Consider the following 19,542-nt stretch of genomic DNA (forward strand, 5'->3'; position numbering starts at 1 on the left):
TATGGTAAAATTCTTGGTAACTAAACAATACAAAGTAGGTGTTTTAGCTTGTCCTCCGAAAAAGAAGTAAAGCTTTATTTTGTACGTCATGGTGAGACTCAATATAATATAGAAAAACGTATGCAAGGGTTCTGTGATTCCCCGCTTACTGAGCGTGGAATTGCTCAGGCTAAGTCTGTAGGAATGGGCCTTGAGGATATTGAATTTACTGCGGTATACACGAGTGAAAGCCAACGAGTCATTGATACAGCTAAGTATGCAGTTGGTCATCGGAATCTCCCAACGATGACAGACGCACGCCTGAAAGAAATGAATTTTGGTGTATTAGAGTCACTTGTAGAATCAGAAATCACCGAGCGATATGGAAATATACTTGAGCAATTATTTACCCTTAACGACCTAAATATGGCTGCACCAGAAGGAGAAAGCTACTCTCAGCTTTATACACGTACAACCTCGATCGTTAAAGAAATCATCGATAAGCACAAAAATGAAGGCGGAAATATACTCGTTTTCTCACACGGCGTAACGATCGGTAACTACTTAATGCAATTAACAAAAATGAGCGACTATCCGCACCATGATAATTGCAGTGTTTCCGTCATTAAGTATGCTAACGGTGAATTTAGTGTAGAAGCGATTGCTGACAAGTCCTTTAGGGACCGATATCAATAATATAAAAACACCTCTATACGAATGTATAGAGGTGTTAGCTTTCAATTAAAAAGCTTTGCGAAAATACCTTTTAAAGAATTTCCTTTTTTAAAATATATCTCATCTCTTACTTTTTCATTAATAGCTTGCCATAACATGATTTCAACATCGGATAATTGCTGCTTTTGTTCTTCTTCTTTAATAAATTCAACAAAGTAATCCAATGGGACACTATAAAACCTTGAAATATCTGCCATGATCTCAAATGATACAGATTTTCTATGACCCTTTTCAAGCATGCTTAAATATTGAATCGTAATTCCTGTTCCGCTAGCGACATCTTCAAGTCGCAATTTCTTTTCTAATCTTAATCGCCTTAATTCTTGACCTAACGGGGTTGTCATCCTTTTCTCCCTTTCTATTCTATTTCAGGGCTATTCTTTATTGTCATTATATAATACCAGCTGATGATAGCCTCTAATACAGTAGTGATTACTTCTTCTATACCTCTGGGGATTCTCATCCTTTTATTTACTCGATAATGTATCATTTCATGGACAATGGTCTGTAATTGCTCTGGGTAGTCTAGCTTACAATCTATGGCTATAATATTTTTCTCAGGATAGTAGATTCCTTTAAGATGTCTCAAATCCGTAATAATAATTTGAAGATTATACTTTTTTGTAATTTGACTAGTCAATTTACTTATATACGATTCATTAACATCTTTAAATTTTCTATGCACATAACCAACAAAAGAATAATAAGAGAGAAATAAAATTAGTACTAAATTCACTTCCACTTGATCAAAGAATGAAAGAATTGGAAAAATAATTAACACTTCGAAAATAATAGGTGCAAAGTTTTCAATAAATAATTTACTAGATATGAAACCTGTTTCCAAGAATAGATAAATATACTTTAATAAAAGGCTCATACCTAACATCAATAATAATGTTACATACTTTGCAGCGTATGATTTGTCTGAAATCTCATTATAAAATTCATTACATAGGATAATGATCATAATATGAATAGATAAAAGTGAAACCACAGACTGTAAACTACCTTTTCTTTGGACTACTATCGCTAAGATACCATCCACCAAAAGATAGAAAAATCCATACACAATTGAATATTCATCAAATATGATTAACGATAGTATGACATTAAAAAAAGAATATCCAAACCCAGCGAATGTTTTTTGATTCACCCTATCAAAGATAACCATAATACAAAGAAAGGCAAAAATTGACCAATCAAATCCATTTGGAATTTTAATAAACTTAATAGTCGTAAAAATTGCTGGGAGTAAAAAGACGATAAAAACAAAATTCCCCCTAATTTTTTGCATGTTCATTAGCCCCTAGCAAGTTATTTCTAATTACCTATTCCTTTAATTAGACTATAAATAGAAAGTCCGTATTTTACAACCTGAATTTCGACAGCTCATCTTCACAATAGTTAAACCAAAATCAGCTCTTCTCTGCTCTATTATGAAAAATACCTGTCGAAAATCACAGGAAATATGTCGAATAAAATTAGTACCTTTTAACTATAGTTTAATTTATAATAGTTCTATAGTAATGATGTTTTGGAATTAGTGGCCACTAAAGGGAAAAACATCAAAACAATATAGGACAATTACTTGTCTTATATAGGGGAAAAGCAAAGAAGTATAGTCTATATCTGGACACTTAGGACTATATGGAGCTAGTAGTGTAACCGAACCTCTACATAGGGGTGCTATGAAGCATAATCTTTATATGGACACTTGGGTTATGTGGAGCAACTAGTGTAACCGACCCTCTTATTTAAAAAAATACTTTATTTAAGAGGAGAAATGAGAAATGAAAAAACTAGGATCATCTTTATTAGCATTATCTTTACTTGCGGGTGGAGCACCTTTAGTAGGTGCTGAGGAAGTTGCAACTACAGAGGATATGACTCAAGTAATAGACAGTAAGTTTGTAAAAGATGTTCATGAACTAACCCTTGAAGCTTCAAAGCTTGAGTTAAAAGTAGGAGAGACAGTTACACTTTTTGCTTCTGCCCTAAAAACTGGTTCTAGTGTCAATCACTCTTGGACAGTAAATGGTATTCCAGTATCAGCAAAGTCATTTGCACTTAATACAGAGACTGGATATTATGAATCAACTCTCGAGTATACAGCTCAAACCGCTGGGGAATATGTATTTGAATTTAATATTGATATGCAAGCTGGAAAAAGCCATATAGCTTGGGAAGGTAGTGAATCACAAGTTGTTGAATTTATTGAACCTACTCCATCTCAAACTAATGAAAACTCAAATGGTAAAAAACTTGGACATATCGAAAATGGTGGAAAAGCTGAACCAAAAAATAAATAATAGCTATGTAAAAAGCCCTAAAGACATGTTCTTTGGTGCTTTTTTTACTTGATCTCCTTTCACACCATATCTTCCAACTAAATTAAATTAAATCTTTATACCTACTACTCCACCAATTCCCCACTCTCCCACATTTCATTATACGTATCATTCATAGCTAAAGCTAACTCCGTATCACTTACGGTTAAGAGTACTTCCTGATTATCTTCTGCAGAGTCTTTTGTGTAGTTAAAGGAGCCTGTTACGACGGTTTGGTTGTCTGAGATAGTTAGTTTTATGTGCATTTTTTCATCTGTATTTATTTTTACCGGTATATTCAGTGCCTCTAGCTCATCGAATATTTTTTTACTGTCTTTGTTTTCTGTATTTTCCCCATCCGCTATGATTTTAATGGAAACGCCTCTTTCTGCTGCAGCTGAAATTGCTTCAACAATATTTTTATTATCTAGGTTATAAATCGCAATATTAAGTTCTTCTTTGGTGTTATTAATTACCTCTATTAGTTCTTCCTCTAGGTTACCTTGATATCCGCTAATAGCATAAGACAACTCTGTTTCACTTGAATCTATCATGATCTTACCGACTAATAGTAGGTTCACTACGAGTGATATGATCAAAAGAATCCTTCCTTGTTTTCTATTCAAAGTTAAACCTCCTTGTTTTTCTCACTAAAGCTATATCCTTTTTACACTATTTATCTTAAATAAACCTTAAATGCGTCCTTTTTTAGAAACACAAAAAAGGGTGATACAGAAATTTGTATCACCCTTTTTAAACTCTTATTAAAGTATACGTACCGTTACAATACCTTCAATCAAACTGATTTTCTCTTCTAACTGAGGAATAATATCACTCGTTACATTGTTATCAATATCGATCATTGTATAAGCATATTCTCCTCTACTTCTGTTCACCATATCAGCAATGTTTAAATCATAGCTTGATAGAGCTGAGGTAATTTTACCAACCATTCCAGGGACATTTTGGTGGAAAGCTGCCACACGCTGTTTCCCTGAGTATGGTAGAGAAGCATTTGGGAAATTCACTGAGTTTTTAATATTTCCTGTCTCAAGGAAATCCTTTATTTGGCGCCCCGCCATAATCGCACAATTTTCTTCAGATTCTGCAGTTGATGCGCCAAGGTGCGGAACACAAATGGTGTTTTCCATTTTCAATACATTTTCATTCGGGAAATCTGTAATATATTGACCCACGGTTCCTTCTTCAAGCGCAACCGCCAAATCTATTTCGTTCACAAGTTCCCCACGTGAGAAGTTCAAAATATGAACACCTGGTTTCATAATGCTAAACGTAGCTTGATTGAACATTCCCTTTGTATCATCCGTTAATGGTGTATGCACCGTAATATAATCAGCATTTGCAAACAATTCTTCAATGGTTAAAGCACGTTGGACCGTACGTGATAAATTCCATGCTGTATCAACAGAGATAAATGGATCAAAACCAATTACATCCATGTCTAAAGCAATAGCATCGTTCGCTACAAGTGCTCCAATTGCACCTAATCCAATAACACCTAGCGTTTTACCCTTAATTTCTTTTCCTACAAATTGCTTCTTTCCTGCTTCAACAAGCTTTGGAACTTGTTCGCCTTCACCTTCTAGGGTCTTGGTCCATGACACACCAGCAAATAGGTTTCTTGATGAAGCCATTAATGTAGTTAAAACCATTTCTTTTACAGCATTCGCATTTGCTCCAGGGGTATTAAAAACGACAATTCCTTGCTCTGTGCATTTGTCGACAGGAATATTGTTAACACCTGCTCCAGCTCTGGCGATTGCTTTTAAATTACTGCCGAATTCCATTGAATGCATATTAAAGCTACGAGCAATGATTGCATCTGGGTTTTCACAGTCATTGTCGACTGCAAAATTGTCCTTACGAAAGACTTTTAACCCGCTTTCTGCAATATTATTTAATGTTTTAATTTGGTTTACTTTTTTCAATGTAATTGGGCTCATATTGTTTCTCCTTTTTTATTATAAATTTGAACAAAAAGAGGTAAGGGTTTATAACCCTTACCTCTGCCCAGGCGAACGGCTACGACACCATGTGCTCCCTCGCGGTTATCCGCGTTTCGCCAGTCACACAAAGTCTTTTTCATTTCTTACATTCTACCAACTTCTTTATTAGCCTTCAAGTATAAAAATGTTTTTGTTTAAATTTTCTTACAAATTGTGTTTATCTCATGAAATTAATTAAATTATTTAAAGGATAATTTGAAAAACGCTCCATCCTCAATATCTTCTAATAATAAATTTTGTTGTTTAGTACCTATTCTTCAATCGGAACCATAAAATCAAAGTCCGGAACTCCATACTTCGCAAACATCTTTTCTCTATACTCTTCAAATGACAAATAAAAATTTTCTGGCGGGTTTCCAAATAGGATCGAAAATTCCCCGTTTTCAAAAGAAACTAAGTAGCTTTTATCTTGATTTATATTGTGGTCCATGATTTTTGATTTTAATTCTTCTAATTGTACCTCTGTTAAACTACTTTTCAAAATCATGTTTTCTCTACTTCCATCTTTATTTATTAAAATACACATACCGTGCCCTTCACTCATCTCTTCCTTATATTCAATATTTTCTTTGGTATATTCCTTAATTACTTTGGTGTAATAATAACCACATCTCATACAAGTGGTGTACTGTTCATGAGTTTTGTAATAATAATCTTCAAATGCAGAACGTCCACAACATGGACATTTAATAGCATACATATTCGATGCCACGATGAATCATCTCCTATTAGTTTTTAGAATTAGCGGGTATTAATGTGAAGTAAAAAAGAGGTTAAATGTGGTTTAGATTCGAGTAGGTAAACTTTAAATAAGACATAAGAAATAAAAAAGAAGGAGAGGAGAAAGTGTTGGAGAAGAGTTTGAGGATAGAGTTATCTATATTTTAAAAGTTTTTTTTAACTTTTCAATCAATTTCTCTAAAAAGTCATAATAAATTCTTATCCTTTATGATGAAAATTATGATGTTCTAGCTTCCCATCTTTAATAAGAGGGCGGTTGGCGTAGTCTCGTCCTTACTTGTGAAACTTCAACAAGTCGTCAAATAAGGGGAGATTTTTCGGTTAATTGCAGAATGAGCTTATTTTTTTGTTGTATAAGCGCAGATTTTCCGGTTATGCAAAGTAAAGTCCCCCATTGTTGCGGTTTTCTAGTAAATAGACGGAATCACTCCGTCTATTTAACCTATTTTCCACTCAATTCATCGATTAAGCGGAATTCTTCCACCTATTAAATAAGACTGGAGATTTAACCCAATCCCTAACAGCCCAAAAGTTAAAATCATAAAACATGGATATCTCCGGGTCAAAGAATTGCCGATTCTAACAGCTAAAGCCAACTTCGTAATAAAGAGGCCGAGCAAGGCTCCTTTGACCCAAATAGTATCTCCGTGCTTTTACTTTTACTTATGATACGGTTCATTCCGATTAATCCTATAAGCCCGATACACCTGTTCAAGCAGGATCAACCTCATCAGTTGATGTGGAAATGTCATTTTTGAAAATGACAACTTTTCATCTGCACGGTTTAATACATCCTTACTTAGGCCGAGTGAACCTCCGATGACGAAGGCAATCTTACTTTTTCCGTATGTAGCTAACTTATCGATCATATCTGCTAGTTCTTCTGATGATCGTTGCTTACCTTCAATGGCTAGGGCAATGACAAATGTATCTGGAGAAATTTTTGCTAACAAGCGCTCTCCTTCTTTATTCTTCACCTGTTCCATTTCTATGTCACTTAATTGCTCTGGAGCTTTTTCATCTGGAAGCTCAATCACTTCGACCTTCGCATAGGCCGTTAGTCTTTTCAAATATTCATCGATACCTTGCTTTAAGTATTTTTCTTTAAGTTTGCCAATTGTTAATAATGAGATATTCACACTTCATCCTCACTTTACGAACAAGATATCCACAGAAGTTATCCACATGTCCACATTTTTCATCCACATGTTGTATAGGATCATTTGTTCCCTACCATATATATAGCATCATTTCGACAATATTCACAGGTTGTTGATAACTCATTTCCCTCAACTTTCAGTAAGGTTGGAAATGTCTCAAACTCATCTACAATCGTATCTATAGCAAGATCTACGTGTTCCTCACAGCAGTAAATCATGTTATTTCCCTCCTTCAAAATTCTCCAAACTTCAACAAAATCCTATGTGGATATCTGCTATGTAGTTTGTCCAAAACTTATCCACATTCCTATCCCATCCTACCAAAACTATCGAATAATTTCTATCCACAAAAAAGAAATGCAGACATTGCGTCTGCATTCCTCTCACAGCTATAAAGTATTTCCACCCAGCTTCATCGTTGTTTCTTGAAGCTTTCCGGCACGGTAGAATTTAATCTCCAGCTGATCTCCGACTTTCTTTTTATTATAAAGATGCTTTCTTAAATCAATGACATCTTTAATTGGATCGCCGTCCATTTCAACAATCACATCCAAATCTTCTAATCCTGCTTGTTCTGCAGGTGAATTTGGATCCACTGTCATTATCACTACTCCAGATGTTACCTCTTCCGGAAGTTTCAAGGTTTCTTTCTGATGATAGGCTGATACTTCATTTACTGATTGAAGTTGAATTCCCATGTATGGTCGTTTTACCTCACCAAACTCCTCTAGGTCACTAATAATTGGCTCAGCGGACTTTATTGGAATGGAGAGACCAATTCCCTCAACGGAGCTCTGGGCAATTTTCATAGAGTTAATACCAATCACTTGCCCACTGATATTAATTAATGCTCCTCCACTATTACCCGGGTTAATTGCGGCATCCGTTTGAAGAACTTCAGCCTGCCAATCTATTGCACCATCTTGGTTAATATCAACAGGAATAGCACGCTCTAAACCTGATACTATCCCTTGTGTAACAGAACCAGAAAACGTTGCTCCAAGTGGATTTCCAATGGCGATCACTGGCTCACCAATTTTTAAAGCATCTGAATCACCAAACTCGGCAATCGTTTCGATTTTGCTTCCATCCACCTCAAGAACAGCTAAATCTGTCCAAACATCACTGCCTCTTAGCTTAGCTTCAAGCTTTGTTCCATCAGACAATGTCACCTCAAGTGAGTTTGCTCCTTCAATTACATGATGGTTTGTGACAACAAATGCTTTGCCATCTACTTTTTTATAAATAACACCTGATCCTGATCCTGCTTCCTGGCTACTTGTTTCTGACCAAAAACTTGTCGTTTGGAGATTCGTAATTCCAACTACCGCATCTCCTGCTTTTTCTACTGCCTTTGTTATATCTGTCACTACGTTTAAGCTAACATTTTCTGTCCTAACAGCGTCGTTGTTTGTTGTTCCGTCTTCTACATCCGAATCGGTTTCTGTTGAATATGGAAGAACATCAAAGCCTATTCGAGGCAAAGCTACCACAATTAGAAAAACACCTAAAATAGCTCCCACTAGGCTCGCTAAAAAGTATCCTCCTCGATTTCCCTTTTGTTTTCTGTACCGTGTTTCGTAGTCTTGATCATAATAACCCACGATTCACCAATCCTTTCAAACAATCATTATCTATGTAGTTTTTATCCCTATATATAATATAATCCCTTCTTGCAAGAGAATAAACCAAAAAGGTGACCCGAAAGTCGGAATCACCTCTTTATACTGCAGTTAACACCGTCGGAACTTTGGGATCGGTATCATATAAATCAAATTGCTCCCCAATAATAATGCCCTTGCTTTGAAGTGTTTGCTCAACAGACATTTTGGCTAAATCTTTCATGTTGTTGTCTTGACTTAAATGAGCTAAGTAAATACGTTTTGTATTATCACCAGCTACTTCACTCATCGCAATGGCTGCATCTTCATTCGATACATGTCCAACATCACTCAATATTCGACGCTTAATGCTCCATGGATACTTTCCCATACGAAGCATTTGAACATCATGGTTGCTCTCAAAAACATACACATCTGCGTTCTGAATGATTCCCTTCATACGATCACTAACATATCCTGTATCTGTAATTAGAACGAGCTTCTTTCCATTATGGTGAAATACATAAAACATGGGCTCTGCTGCATCATGAGACACGCCAAATGATTCTATATCTACCCCACCAAAGCTTTTGACTGTTTCCATGTCAAACGTAAATTTCTGCTCTACAGGAATTTCCCCAACTAAATGATTCATTGCAGCCCAAGTTTTCGCGTTAGCATAAACAGGTAGCTTATACTTTCTCGCTAATATTCCGACCCCTTTAATATGGTCACTATGCTCATGAGTTACAAAAAGTCCAGACAGCTTACTAATGTCTCGATCAATTTTTTGAAAAAGAGCTTCCATTTGCTTCCCGCTATGTCCTGCGTCTACTAGAAAGGACTTACCTTCCGATTCTACATAAATCGCATTCCCTGTACTCCCACTTGCAAGGATACTAAAATGCAATGACATACTATTCACTCCAATTATTTTCTTCGTCCTTTAGTTGAATGACTTGTCCCTCAAAGGCATTCACAAATAAATTCTCCCCTCCGTTTAACACAAAGCGCCACGCAGGTGTTAATACCTGTGATGAAGTTAAACGAACAAGTGTGTAATAGCCAAACTCGACTCTTTCTATCTTTGTTCCATATGGTAAATAGCCATTTTCATAAAGTGTTTCTATCGCCTTGATGGGCTGAATAATTCTTTCATCTTCCGACAGCTCCTCGATTTTACCGAGGAATGTTTGTTTGTATGAAACTACTTCATTATCACTATTTAATTTGAACGTGATTTGGCCACTTGGATTTTTATAAAATAGCTTTTCTTGGTATTGTTGATAATAAGTAATACTATTTTCGGTATCATCTCTACCCCAATAACGATACTGGTCACCATTCATGACCGATCCTTTTAAAAAGGACTCTAACTCAGGTGGTTGCCCTTTGCTACTCACTTTTAATGGTGTATTCAGTTCTGATTCGATGGATTGGTTGTTTCTTATCGTAATGGTTTGACCACTGAGTGTTGTGTTTATAAGCATTTCAACCTCTTCCTCTGTAAACACTTTCGGTACCGTACTTAAGTACTTGTCCTTTTCAAGGTTTTTGGGAAGATCATTGTATGTGATTTCATCCGCCTTTAATCGATTTTCTAAAGAAGGATTGGTCGCATATTCATATTTGGTTGCGGTACGAATCTTTAAAAACTCATTCATAAGATAGATATTTAAAACGAAAAAGGAAAGAATAAAGATGGTTTTAATTCTACTCCAATCCATGCTTTATCCCCCCATTCTCACTGCTGGGAACCATTTTCCACTCATCGTTATATTTATAATACCAAGCAGGTTCTAAATCTATCACATTTGGTGTGTCTGTAGACATGTGATAACCAATTGAAAGATCCTGAAGAAAATCAAGGTTAAGATCTTCTACTTTTTTCAACTCCTCTAGCATACTCACACCAGATGGAAGAATAATTTCAGTTGCTTCCACTCTACTTCCTAACATAAAATTACTTCGAAAATATTTATTAATTCCACTAGCATTCCAGATCTGTAAAATTTCCGATACTCCATTATCTCCAAAAATGGGGTAACCACTTAAATCATATAATCGGAATAATATCACCTGTTCTGACTCATCCATTCCTACATAGCGATAATTATCAGTCCAACCTCCATGACTATTAATAAAATCAATACTTTTTTCCAGGAGATGATCCGATTTCGTTGTTGCCCCACTTTCAACATCTTCTGTTTTCACATAGGAAACAGTATTTGTTTCATTATTGATACTCATCAATGTAGTAGTATCCGTGTACTCTTCACCAAAAGAGCTATAATTCTTTGACACTACATTCGGATCACTAAATAAGGCGTCACGAAGTTTTTCTGATGGTAAGCTCACTGGTAGATAATTATATAAGGCGATTTTTACTGAATCCTTTCTAAGCATCGGAAAACTTTCCCGATTAATTGGTTCATAAAGAGCATACTTTTCATTCACACTGATATCCACTAAATAACGTTCTTTAAAGTCATTGATATAAGAGGTTGAAACATTTGCCCGAAGCACTTCATGTTCTTTGGAGGAAATAAAATAAACGACTCCGCCCTCTCTTGTTTCCGGTTCTAAATCAATAACAATTCGGTCAAAGTTACTTTTAGGAAGATCATTACTCGGTAATTGTAACGCGCTTCGATACTCCTTTAAAGGAACAATATCAGGAAATATTAGTTCTAAAGCATTTTTATCATAAATAAAGGAAGGAATGTTTTTTACGAGTTCGGATATATCTTCGAACTCACTAAATCTCCATAAGCTTAATTCTTTCATGGTTTGTTCAATTTCAAAGGAATCAAATGTACCATAATGTTTCTCACCTTGATGTAAAAACAAACGTTCAGGACGAACAATTTTGCTCAATTCTTTTGTTTCACCAAGCGATACTTCTTCAACGGTATTTCCACTTTCCTTCAAAGTGTCATAATTGGGTTGATATGTCCATAACATCCATGTAAGAAGAATGCTAAAAACGACAAGAATTAATAGGACGATAGACTTTATCGTTTCATACTTCATGTCCAATCATCCACCTCATTTCGATCATACGGGAGGGTGAATGAGACTGTTGTCCCCTTCCCTTCTACGCTCTCTGCCCATATGTTTCCTCCATGGGCTTCTACCATCTCTTTTGCGATGGCTAGTCCAAGACCTGTTCCACCAAGCTTTCTAGTTCTTGCTTTATCCACTCGATAGAATCGTTCAAAAATCTGCTGAAGATTTTCTTTTGGAATCCCCATTCCCTGGTCACTAACACTTACTACAATATGATCTTCCTTTTCCTCCACTTTAAACGTGATTTTCCCACCCAGTGGAGAATACTTCATAGCATTTGAAATGATATTATCCAGAACTTGTGTAAGCTTGTCTGCATCTCCCTCAACAAAGGCACCATGATCTAATAGTTTTCGTTCAAAAGCAATATTTTCGTCCTTTATGATTTCAAAACGATCAATAATTCGATTGAAGAAATCTATAAAATTAAACCATTCCTTTTTAAGGCGATAATCCTTGCTGTCCATTTTAGAAAGCTGAAGCAAATCATTCACTAGACGTATCATACGTTCTGTTTCTGTTTGCGTCACACTTAAAAAGTTTGGAGCAATCTCCTCATCCTTCCAGGCACCATCCGATAATGCTTCTAAGTAACTTCTCATGGTGGTTAAAGGTGTCCGTAACTCATGTGACACATTGGCAACAAATTCTCGTCTCTCTAAGTCAATTTTCTCTTGTTCCGTGATATCATGAAGCACCGTTATTAGTCCATTTACAAAACCAGTTTCCTTTTGAATGACTGAAAAATTTGCCCGTAGAATAAGAGGTTTTGTCGCTGTGCTATAGTCCAAAATAAGCGACTCTTTCTCTACAAGTAAGTCTTCAAACGAATAGTCTTCTTCTAAGCCTAATAAAGACACAATCGAGCTAGATAATATTGTTTCACGTGAAACACTCAAAAGCTTTGCCGCAGGTTCATTAATAAGAATTACTCGCCCTTTTCTATCGGTAGCAACCACACCATCTGTCATATAAGAGAGAACAGACGATAACTTTCGACGTTCTCCTTCAGTCGTTGCATGTGCCTCTTGCAACTTTTTGGTGAGGTTATTAAAAGTAATGGCCAACTGACCGATCTCATCATATCCGTATACTTTTACCTTTCGAGAGAAATTTCCTTTAGCCATTGCCTGTGCCTGCTTTCGCATATCAGATATCGGCCTTGTAATCGTCTGTGCTAGTAGAATTCCAAGTACTGCTGTAATCAATAATGCAATACCCGTCCCTGTCGCAAGAATATTATTAATGGTTTTCATTTGTGAATACACATTTTCTTTCTTCGCTACCAGGTAAATCGCACCTGTTACATCATCATCGGAACGAACCGGTGTTACTAAAATCCAAATCCGTCCTGTCTGTCGATCTATTTGAGTGACATCTTCCCCTTCATCTGCATTGGTAGCAATGACTCGCCTAATTAATGTATCAGTCGATCTTTGACCTACAATTCCTTGATTATAAGGATCTGATGTGCCAATTATTTTTTGAGTACTTGCCTCAATTAATCGAACCTCTGAAATATCTGCTGTTTTAAAATCAGACAGTATCTTCCTAACCGCCTCTTCAAGAGTCGGTCCGTCATCATCTGGATTACGTTCCTTGCCGAGCTCTTCCCCTAAGTAGTAGGCTAAAAGATTAACTCTCTCTTCAATAGAGGTTTCAAAATTTCTTAACAATGTGTTTTCAAGCTGCCTAACAAAATAAACACCGATGATTTGCATCGCTATTAATATTAACAATACGTAAATCATGACAAATTTAAGATGAATAGATCGAAAGAACCCAACCTTTTTCATTTACTGATTACTCCTGCTCAGGATTTCGTAAATAGTATCCAACCCCTCTTCTTGTCACAATCCATGTTGGGTGACTTGGGTTATCTTCAATTTTCTCACGAAGTCTTCTAACGGTTACATCGACTGTACGAACATCGCCAAAATAATCGTACCCCCAAACCGTTTGTAATAGATGTTCTCTCGTCATCACTTGTCCGATATGCTGAGCTAAGTAGTGAAGCAGTTCGAACTCTCTGTGAGTAAGCTCGATCATCTCACCGCGCTTCGAAACAATATAAGCATCTGGATGAATCGTCAATGAGCCTAGTTCGATCTCATTTGTCTCATCTTCTTCCTGTTGACTTAAATTTGTTTGATGTCTTCTTAAATTTGCTTTCACACGAGCAATTAATTCTCTAGTACTAAACGGTTTTGTTACATAGTCATCTGCGCCAAGCTCAAGACCAAGAACTTTATCAATTTCAGAATCCTTTGCTGTTAGCATGATAATTGGCATTTCATATTTTTTACGAACTTCCCGACATACTTCCATTCCATCACGTTGAGGGAGCATAATATCTAGTAAGATTAAGTCTGGCATAATTTCTTCTACCATCTTTAAGGCTTCGTTCCCATCATATGCACAATATACGTCGTATCCTTCCTTCTTAAGGTTAAATTGGAGGATATCTGCAATTGGCTTTTCATCGTCGACAACTAGTATACGTTTTTCCATTTCATAGCTCCTTTAGTTGGCTGTAATATTTATTTTATCTTCCGCTATTTTTACTGTTCATAATACTTACTTTATCATGATATGCCTATGAATTCACGCTTTTAGCAGGCATATCCCTTCATTAAGAAATAGAAAACCTCTAGTTTTCACTAGAGGTATTAATAATATTATCAATTTAAATAATTTAGTGGATTTACTAAACTACCATTCTTATAAACTTCAAAATGAAGATGGACACCTGTTGAATCCCCAGTTGAACCCATCACTCCAATACTTGCCCCTTTAACAACTGTTTGGCCAACACTTACACTGATTGAAGCTAAATGCGCATAAACCGTACGCATCCCGTTATTATGATCAATGACAATCTTGTTTCCATACCCGTTATCATATCCAGCAGATACGACTTTTCCATTGTCTGCAGCTTTAATGGTTCCACTGCTAGGACGTGCAATATCTATACCTTTATGCTGTTTTCCCCATCTAAAGCCCATTTGGCTGGAAACATACCCTCCATTTGTTGGCCATACAAGGGACCCATCACCACGAGATGGTACCACTTTTGTTCCTTTTCTAACAATATAATTAACAGGTTCTTGAAGGACCTTTTCACTCGTAACCTCTTGAGCGACACGGACTCCATTTTGCTCGGAGACTTTATATGTTACTTCACGCGCCCCTTCTTTCCCCTCTTGTTCTACTTTTGTATCACCTTTATACATAGTTCCATCATCTATTACTTGGTTTGCAAATGGAATTGTTTCCTTTTTTGCCTCTTCTTTTACTACTACTACTTGAAGAAGGGGTTGGAGGAAGGTTACATTCAATTCTTGCCCAATCTTTAACACACTATCTTCTGTCATACCAGGGTTAATGGATAATAATTGTGCCATTTCCATACCATGTGCAGAGGCGATTCCACCTAACACATCTCCCTCTTTTACGGAGTATTTCTTTTCTTCTAATGTACCTTTCGTTAAAAAGGTAACTGCATCGTCAACAGATAGTATTTTATCTGGTGTAACTTTTTCTATGTTTTGTGAAACTTCTTTTGTAAATGAAACGTCTAATAGACGAACTTCATTTTCCTTTAGTGTAGGTAATACCACTTCAGGAGTTGCCTTACGAGTTTCCAACTCTGTTAGTTGCTCCTGTGTAACATACTTTAGCTTCAAAGCATTTAACACTTGGTCTGCCTCAGCTTCATTTTTTAAGTAAGCTACTGCTTTCCCATCTATAACTAAGGCTGAAGCATTTGCTTGAACAGCTAGCTTACTTTGGATGATTTCTGCAACTTCTTCGTCATTTGTTTTAGCACTAGAACTAAACACTTGCTCTGAAACATATGTAAGTTGTGAATCAGCTGATAAATCTAAATTTTTATATGCTTGCTTAAACTCTTCTACTTTTTCATCTAGAATATCTTGAACCACTTCTTTGTCAGAGACAGTACCAACATATTCTTTATTCATATATACATAGTATACCGTACTTAATTTAGAGCCACTAGCAGATGCAGTACTTACACCAAATGTAAGTGCTCCTAATGCCATTGCGGATATAGCTGCCATTTTTATTTTAGGTTTTAGACTATTAGATGCGTTGATCGTTAGTTCGGAAAGTCTCTTATTGAAAAAACCCATTCTCTAATCCTCCTAGACTAGCGCAACAAAACACTTTTAGTGCTTTTAACTCTTTTTATTTTTACAGAATTGCATAATAAGACTTCTTTACTTTACCATAAATAAGCTATCAAGAGTTTACTAGCACCTGATATGTAACACAAATGTATAATTAATGACATTATATTACAAAGTCTAGTCGAATGAATCGAAGGATATCTTGTGGAAGTTTCCTAGCAAAACATTGATATAACAGCCTTTCCTAATAGAAACGCTTTCATTTTATAGAGAAATCGCTGAGACTATTTTCGACAAATTTCTTGGAAGATATTTACTTTAATATTACATCTTTGTAACAAAAAAGAGGAATTTGTCATAGGACAAACTCCTCTTTCATATATGGCTCAGGACGGAATCGAACCGCCGACACAAGGATTTTCAGTCCTTTGCTCTACCGACTGAGCTACTGAGCCAAATTAATATTATTTCCTAGATACGTATTGCTTCGTCCTTCGTCCCGATTTTTCAAATCGGTACGCTGGATGTTTTTTCTTTGAAGATTACTCATCGTGCTCTACCAACTGAGCTACTGAGCCGAATTTATAAAAATTCCAACCTCTTGCGTTTGAAGAGATTGGAATAGTGTGATGACCCCTACGGGATTCGAACCCGTGTTACCGCCGTGAAAGGGCGGTGTCTTAACCGCTTGACCAAGGGGCCATGTGTTTATTCGACATATTCTGACGACGTTTTTTATATTAGCATAATAGCCTAATAGATTGCAATATGTTTTTATAAAAAAATTATTTTAAGTAAATAAAATATTCGCCACTACGATTAGTGGCGAATATTAATGTTAAATGGATTAGCTTTGTCTCCATGGATTTAACACAACATTTGTTTGTGTACGATCAGGACCTACTGAGAAAATTGACAATGGAATACCTGTTAACTGTGCAATTCGCTCTAAATAGTGACGAGCATTTGCTGGTAACTCAGCAAGTGATTTACAGCCTGTGATGTCTTCCGTCCAGCCTGGAAGCTCTTCAAAGACTGGCTCACATTCAGCTAACGTTTTTAAGCTAGCTGGGAATTCTTCAATTACTTCCCCTTTGTAACGGTACGCTACGCAGATTTTTAACGTTTCAATACCTGTTAACACGTCAATGGAATTTAGAGATAGGTCTGTGATTCCACTTACTCTTCTAGCATGTCTTACGACTACGCTATCAAACCAACCAACACGACGCGGACGTCCCGTAGTAGTACCATATTCACGGCCAACCTCACGAATTTGATGCCCTATTTCGTTATCTAATTCTGTTGGGAAAGGTCCATCTCCAACACGAGTCGTATATGCCTTAGATACACCAACTACATGCTTAATTTTCGTAGGACCTACACCCGATCCGATTGTCACTCCACCTGCGACAGGATTTGAAGATGTAACAAACGGGTATGTACCTTGGTCAATATCAAGCATAACTCCTTGAGCACCTTCAAAAAGAACACGACGTCCTTCATCAAGCGCATCGTTTAACACAACTGAGGTGTCACACACATACTGTTTAATTTGTTGACCATACTCATAATACTCATCAAGAATATCTTCAATCTTAAAGCCTTCAGTTTCATATATACGCTCAAGTAAACGATTTTTCTCTTCTAGGTTACGTGCTAGCTTTTCCTCGAACACTTCACGGTCAAGAAGGTCAGCAATACGAATTCCGATACGTGCTGCCTTGTCCATATAAGCTGGTCCAATTCCCTTTTTTGTCGTACCAATCTTATTTGCTCCCTTGCTTTCTTCCTCTACTTCATCAAGGCGCAAATGGTATGGCAAAATTACATGCGCACGGTTGCTCACACGAAGATTATCTGTTGTAACACCCTTGTCGTGTAAGTAAGCAAGCTCTTTTACTAAAGCTTTCGGGTCCACTACCATCCCATTTCCAATTACACAAGCCTTATCGCTATAGAAGATTCCAGAAGGAATTAAATGAAGCTTATACGTTTCTCCACCGAACTTAATCGTGTGTCCAGCATTATTTCCTCCTTGGTAACGAGCGATCACTTCTGCATTTTCTGATAAGAAGTCTGTGATCTTTCCTTTTCCCTCGTCTCCCCATTGTGTTCCAACTACAACTACTGATGACATATAACAGCACCTCCATAAGGTAACTAACATTTTTTCGTGCAAAATCAAACAAGATTAGTTTACCAATTTAAACAGCTAAAAGTCAACAAAACCCGAACGTTTTTTGCAAGATTAATATTTTTTGTTCGTAAATAATTCTTTTTTCATAGAAAAAAGACTAGCTGGTTCAGCTAGTCTTTTATTATTTTAATCTATTACGCTCCAGGTGGAACTCCAGAATCATCAAAGCGCCGCTCCAAGTTAACAAACTTATTATATTCTTTCACAAAAGCTAATGATACCGTACCAGTCGGACCATTACGCTGCTTCGCAATAATGATTTCGATAATGTTCTTACTTTCTGATTCTCGATCATAATAATCATCACGGTATAAGAAAGCAATTACGTCGGCATCCTGCTCAATACTTCCGGATTCACGAATATCTGACATCATTGGACGCTTATCTTGACGCTGTTCCACTCCACGGGAAAGCTGTGATAAGGCAATAACCGGTACTTTCAGCTCACGAGCAAGAGCCTTTAAGGAACGGGAGATTTCTGATACTTCTTGCTGACGGTTCTCGCCTGCACGACCACTTCCTAGAATTAGCTGCAAGTAGTCAATTAGAATCATTCCTAGTCCATGTTCCTGCTGTAAACGGCGACATTTTGAACGGATATCTGTAATTCTTACCCCTGGGGTATCATCAATAAAGATTCCAGCATTCGATAAGCTCCCCATAGCCATCGTTAACTTACCCCAGTCCTCATCTGTTAATGAGCCTGTTCTAAGTCTTTGTGCATCAATATTTCCTTCTGCACAAAGCAAACGCATCACAAGCTGTTCAGCACCCATCTCAAGACTAAAAATAGCTATATTTTCACCGGTTTTTGCTGCGACGTTTTGCGCAATATTTAAGGCAAAGGCTGTTTTACCAACGGATGGACGTGCTCCTACAATGATTAAATCATTCCGTTGAAACCCTGCTGTCATACGGTCAAGCTCTGAGAATCCTGTTGCTAAACCTGTTACTTCACCCGCACGGTTATTCATGACTTCAATATTGTCATATGTTCGGACAAGAACGTCCTTTATATTATGAAAAGCACCCGCATTTTTTCGTCCGGCTACTTCTAAAATACTTTTCTCTGCTTCTCCTAATAATACCTCAACTTCGTCTTCACGCGTATAACCATCTGTAGCAATGGTGGTTGCGGTACGGATCAGTCGTCGAAGCAATGATTTTTCTTCAACTATCTTAGCATAGTATTCTATATTAGCAGCTGTCGGTACTGAACCAGCTAATTCACTTAAGTAACTTACACCACCAGTATCTTCAAGTAGCTTTGCCGCTGAAAGCTCTTCTGTCACTGTTATTAAATCAACGGCTTTTCCTTTGTCGCTCAGCTGTAACATCATTTGGAAAATTTTCTGATGTGACGCTCGATAAAAATCATCAGGAATTAAAATTTCTGAAGCCATTGTAAGAGAAGATGGTTCTAAAAATATCGCACCTAAAACCGCCTGCTCAGCCTCTATATTTTGAGGAGGGAGACGGTCAGCATATAAATCATTCATTTATAATAACCTCCCTTTGCTTTCCTAGAGGATATGACCAAAACTAGAAAAAA

At 36.8% G+C, this 19,542-nt stretch carries 18 protein-coding genes, 2 tRNA genes and 2 riboswitches; of the genes, 2 read left to right on the forward strand and 18 right to left on the reverse strand.

Annotated elements, in window-relative coordinates:
- Positions 1 to 48: 48 nt before the first annotated feature.
- The gene (locus tag M3175_RS20180) at positions 49 to 675 is read left to right on the forward strand and encodes a histidine phosphatase family protein (RefSeq protein WP_251522959.1); all 627 of its coding nucleotides are present in this window, start codon (positions 49 to 51) and stop codon (positions 673 to 675) included.
- A 41-nt stretch (positions 676 to 716) separates the two neighbouring features.
- Here M3175_RS20180 and M3175_RS20185 read toward each other — a convergent pair whose 3' ends face one another.
- Both M3175_RS20185 and M3175_RS20190 read right to left on the reverse strand, forming a co-directional pair.
- Positions 717 to 1,058, reverse strand: a complete 342-nt coding sequence (locus M3175_RS20185; protein ID WP_251522961.1) for a helix-turn-helix domain-containing protein — start codon at positions 1,056 to 1,058, stop codon at positions 717 to 719.
- A 14-nt stretch (positions 1,059 to 1,072) separates the two neighbouring features.
- Positions 1,073 to 2,008, reverse strand: coding sequence for a hypothetical protein (locus tag M3175_RS20190; protein ID WP_251522963.1), 936 nt, complete (start codon positions 2,006 to 2,008; stop codon positions 1,073 to 1,075).
- Between the two features lie 378 nt (positions 2,009 to 2,386).
- Positions 2,387 to 2,470, forward strand: a riboswitch (cyclic di-GMP riboswitch).
- Positions 2,471 to 2,504: 34 nt separating this feature from the next.
- Between M3175_RS20190 and M3175_RS20195 the strand changes: the two genes are divergently transcribed.
- Positions 2,505 to 3,023, forward strand: a complete 519-nt coding sequence (locus M3175_RS20195; RefSeq protein ID WP_251522965.1) for a hypothetical protein — start codon at positions 2,505 to 2,507, stop codon at positions 3,021 to 3,023.
- A gap of 104 nt (positions 3,024 to 3,127) precedes the next feature.
- Here M3175_RS20195 and M3175_RS20200 read toward each other — a convergent pair whose 3' ends face one another.
- From M3175_RS20200 to dnaB, 16 genes are all read right to left on the reverse strand, one after another.
- On the reverse strand, positions 3,128 to 3,667 hold the full coding sequence (locus M3175_RS20200; protein ID WP_251522967.1) for a phospholipase D-like domain-containing protein: 540 nt from the start codon (positions 3,665 to 3,667) through the stop codon (positions 3,128 to 3,130).
- A 138-nt stretch (positions 3,668 to 3,805) separates the two neighbouring features.
- Complete coding sequence (locus M3175_RS20205; RefSeq protein WP_251522969.1) at positions 3,806 to 5,005, reverse strand: phosphoglycerate dehydrogenase; 1,200 nt, start codon at positions 5,003 to 5,005, stop codon at positions 3,806 to 3,808.
- A gap of 58 nt (positions 5,006 to 5,063) precedes the next feature.
- A riboswitch (ZMP/ZTP riboswitch) is annotated at positions 5,064 to 5,142 on the reverse strand.
- Between the two features lie 176 nt (positions 5,143 to 5,318).
- On the reverse strand, positions 5,319 to 5,780 hold the full coding sequence (locus M3175_RS20210) for a hypothetical protein (RefSeq protein WP_251522971.1): 462 nt from the start codon (positions 5,778 to 5,780) through the stop codon (positions 5,319 to 5,321).
- 688 nt (positions 5,781 to 6,468) lie between these two features.
- The gene (gene rlmH, locus M3175_RS20215) at positions 6,469 to 6,948 is read right to left on the reverse strand and encodes a 23S rRNA (pseudouridine(1915)-N(3))-methyltransferase RlmH (RefSeq protein ID WP_251522973.1); all 480 of its coding nucleotides are present in this window, start codon (positions 6,946 to 6,948) and stop codon (positions 6,469 to 6,471) included.
- 80 nt (positions 6,949 to 7,028) lie between these two features.
- On the reverse strand, positions 7,029 to 7,187 hold the full coding sequence (locus tag M3175_RS20220; RefSeq protein ID WP_251522975.1) for a CxxH/CxxC protein: 159 nt from the start codon (positions 7,185 to 7,187) through the stop codon (positions 7,029 to 7,031).
- A 171-nt stretch (positions 7,188 to 7,358) separates the two neighbouring features.
- Entirely contained in the window at positions 7,359 to 8,573 is a 1,215-nt protein-coding gene (locus M3175_RS20225; RefSeq protein WP_251522977.1) for a S1C family serine protease, read from the reverse strand.
- A gap of 118 nt (positions 8,574 to 8,691) precedes the next feature.
- The gene (locus tag M3175_RS20230) at positions 8,692 to 9,486 is read right to left on the reverse strand and encodes an MBL fold metallo-hydrolase (protein WP_251522979.1); all 795 of its coding nucleotides are present in this window, start codon (positions 9,484 to 9,486) and stop codon (positions 8,692 to 8,694) included.
- Position 9,487: 1 nt separating this feature from the next.
- Positions 9,488 to 10,297, reverse strand: coding sequence for a two-component system regulatory protein YycI (locus M3175_RS20235; RefSeq protein ID WP_251522981.1), 810 nt, complete (start codon positions 10,295 to 10,297; stop codon positions 9,488 to 9,490).
- Positions 10,284 to 11,603 carry a YycH family regulatory protein gene (locus M3175_RS20240; RefSeq protein WP_251522983.1) on the reverse strand — a complete coding sequence of 440 codons (1,320 nt, stop codon included), beginning with the start codon at positions 11,601 to 11,603 and terminating at the stop codon, positions 10,284 to 10,286. Before M3175_RS20240 ends, M3175_RS20235 begins: the two co-directional genes overlap by 14 nt.
- Positions 11,600 to 13,435 (reverse strand): cell wall metabolism sensor histidine kinase WalK, encoded by a 1,836-nt coding sequence (walK, locus tag M3175_RS20245; RefSeq protein ID WP_251522985.1) that lies wholly within the window; start codon positions 13,433 to 13,435, stop codon positions 11,600 to 11,602. Before walK ends, M3175_RS20240 begins: the two co-directional genes overlap by 4 nt.
- A gap of 7 nt (positions 13,436 to 13,442) precedes the next feature.
- Complete coding sequence (gene yycF, locus M3175_RS20250) at positions 13,443 to 14,150, reverse strand: response regulator YycF (RefSeq protein ID WP_119710410.1); 708 nt, start codon at positions 14,148 to 14,150, stop codon at positions 13,443 to 13,445.
- Positions 14,151 to 14,320: 170 nt separating this feature from the next.
- Positions 14,321 to 15,793, reverse strand: coding sequence for a peptidoglycan DD-metalloendopeptidase family protein (locus M3175_RS20255; RefSeq protein WP_251522987.1), 1,473 nt, complete (start codon positions 15,791 to 15,793; stop codon positions 14,321 to 14,323).
- Positions 15,794 to 16,172: 379 nt separating this feature from the next.
- Positions 16,173 to 16,245: transfer RNA gene (locus M3175_RS20260), tRNA-Phe, on the reverse strand.
- Positions 16,246 to 16,420: 175 nt separating this feature from the next.
- Positions 16,421 to 16,492 (reverse strand) — tRNA-Glu (locus M3175_RS20265).
- Positions 16,493 to 16,637: 145 nt separating this feature from the next.
- Positions 16,638 to 17,930, reverse strand: a complete 1,293-nt coding sequence (locus M3175_RS20270; protein WP_251522989.1) for an adenylosuccinate synthase — start codon at positions 17,928 to 17,930, stop codon at positions 16,638 to 16,640.
- 194 nt (positions 17,931 to 18,124) lie between these two features.
- A complete protein-coding gene (dnaB, locus tag M3175_RS20275; protein ID WP_251522991.1) occupies positions 18,125 to 19,489 on the reverse strand; it encodes a replicative DNA helicase in 1,365 nt (454 codons plus the stop codon).
- Between the last annotated feature and the right edge of the window lie 53 nt (positions 19,490 to 19,542).

It is taken from the genome of Robertmurraya korlensis (assembly GCF_023715225.1).
GTDB lineage: Bacteria > Bacillota > Bacilli > Bacillales > Cytobacillaceae > Robertmurraya_A.